The sequence below is a fragment of the Butyrivibrio sp. genome (assembly GCF_024699075.1).
In genome coordinates, this window is sequence record NZ_JAILQF010000231.1 from 1 (window position 1) to 2,448 (window position 2,448).

Sequence of the window (2,448 nt, forward strand, 5' to 3'; positions counted from 1 at the left end):
ATAAAAGGACAAGTATAGAGATGGGAAAATTCAACAGACACAGCAAAAAGCGTAATGCATTTATGTTACATGGTCCTTTGGCACATCAGGGATATGATTGGTGGTGGCATTCATTTACGGCGCAGGACGTCACAACGGGCGAAGATAAGCCTTTCTTCATCGAATTTTTAATATGTAATCCGGCACTTTCCGAGGATGAGCCAGTACTTGGTCAGCTTTCTGCTAATAAGAAAGAAGGTAAGCGTCCTTCGTATCTAATGGTAAAAGCTGGAACCTGGGGTGAAGATGCCTGTCAGCTGCATAGATTCTTCTCACTAAAAGATGTTAAGATGCATAAAAGCGCTCCTTATAAGATAAGTGCGGGAGACTGCCTTGCCTGCGAGACTGCGCTTAAGGGCAGTATAAGTATATCTATGGGAGAGAGTCTTGCACACCCTGAATGGATGTGTGATTCCGGAGATATAACTTTTGATCTTACAATTGACAAGCAGATTGCATTTAATGTTGGCTATGGAGCAAGTAAACCGCTTAGAGATATGGAAGCATTTGCAATGTACTGGCATGCTGAAGGCATGAAGAGTGCATATAGCGGCAGTGTGACTTTTAATGGAAGGAAGTACAGTGTTGTACCAGACAAGAGCTATGGATATGCAGACAAAAACTGGGGAAGAGACTTTACAAGCCCCTGGGTATGGCTGTCTTCAAATTGCCTTGTAAGTAAAAAGACAGGGAAGAAACTCGAAAATAGTGTGTTTGATATTGGTGGTGGCCGCCCAAAGATTTACTTTGTTCCCCTTGATAGACGGCTTCTAGGCGTATTTTACTATGAAGGTAAAGAGTATGATTTTAACTTCTCCAAACTTCATCTTAAAATTAAGACCCAGTTTAGCTTTGATGAAAAAGATGAGGAAGTGATCTGGCATGTAAGACAGGAGAATATTCATTCTGTAATGGAAACAGAGGTTCATTGTCTCAAAAAGGATATGCTGTTTATAAATTATGAATCACCGGATGGCCTTAAAAGGCATAATAACTTGTGGAATGGCGGTAATGGCTGGGGATGTGTCAGATTATATGACAAAAAAGATGGTGAGCTTCTGCTTGTAGATGAGGTAGAAGCGACTCATATTGGCTGCGAGTATGGAGAGTATGACTAGAGTATTATCTAAAATATCCTACAAATGTGTTCAATAAAAAATATATTTTGTGCAATATATCATATTGCGGGAATAATTGTTTGTAATTATAATACTTTTGTTATGATAATATATTTTTAATTACAACTTGGCAAACCCGGAGAAATCCGGCGACGCAAAACTATAGGGGCTTAACTGCCAGCCAGCTTCACTTTTTCTAAACATATAATTTAGAAACGCATTCTCCAGGGAAAAGTTATCAAGTGTAATTACATTGGCCTTTAGTTCTTAGTATGAAAACAGGCTAAAGGTTCGTAATTGGCATTTTCATAGCCAATTCGTTGTTTGAAAAGGATTTCAAACTATTAGAAAGGTGTAGATTATGGATACGATAACGAGGATTCCCGTCATCTATATTCCAAACAGCGACGCAGATTTAAACAATATGAAGTTTGCTTTTCAGCCAATTTTTGATGTCAGAACCGGAGATATCTATGGTCATGAAGCATTAATGAGGCCGGAGGGATGCACTCCATTAGAGCTTATAAGTGCATATGAAAAGGCAGGGAGACTTGATAAGATAGAAGAAACAACTATCTATTATGGTACCAAAGCCTTTATGGAAGCAGAGCTCGATGGTTTTTTATTTTTGAATAGTATACCTGAAACCTGTATGTCAGAAGAGATGGCTATAGCAACATCAGAACTTGGCGGCAGTGAAATGGCTGACAGATTCTATATAGAAATGCTTGAATATACCAAGCATAGTGCAAAGGCCTGGGATTTAAAGAAAAAAGCTATAATTGAAGCCGGAGCTATGCCTCATCTTGCAATTGACGATTTTGGAACTGGTGAAAATATTGATCTTGTCTGCATTAATACATATAATCCTGATCTTATAAAAATAGACAGGAAATATATAACAAATATAGATACGGATCCAATTAACCAGATGATCTTTGATGACATGATCAAGAACATTCACAAACGCGGCATTCAGGTCCTTGCAGAGGGAGTTGAAACCGAAGAAGAGTATTTGTACCTTATGCATACAGATGTCGATTATATGCAGGGCTACTATCTTGGAAAACCCAGGATATACTCAAAATGATCATTTAACCAAAGACAGTTGGAACAATGAGTTATTCAGAATAGTAATTTTTTGAATAGTAATATATAAAATGATCAAGATAACCCATCACCTTTAGGTGGTGGGAATATCTTGATTTCGGGTGCGGGGTTATAAGCCCCGTACCCGTAGAACTGCGTCAGCAGTGATTTTATAACGAGCAAAAAGCGAAGCGTTTGCGAG

Annotated in this window: 2 protein-coding genes and 1 riboswitch; both genes read left to right on the forward strand. The window is 38.5% G+C overall.

All coding sequences use genetic code 11. From position 1 onward, the window contains the following. Nucleotides 1–1,157 (forward strand): tocopherol cyclase family protein (locus tag K6G87_RS09295; RefSeq protein WP_330669812.1); only part of this gene is annotated, 1,157 nt, incomplete at its 5' end. Between the two features lie 119 nt (nt 1,158–1,276). Beyond that, nucleotides 1,277–1,350: riboswitch (cyclic di-GMP riboswitch) on the forward strand. A gap of 168 nt (nt 1,351–1,518) precedes the next feature. Next, entirely contained in the window at nt 1,519–2,247 is a 729-nt protein-coding gene (locus K6G87_RS09300; protein ID WP_296836244.1) for an EAL domain-containing protein, read from the forward strand. Nucleotides 2,248–2,448 lie beyond the last annotated feature (201 nt).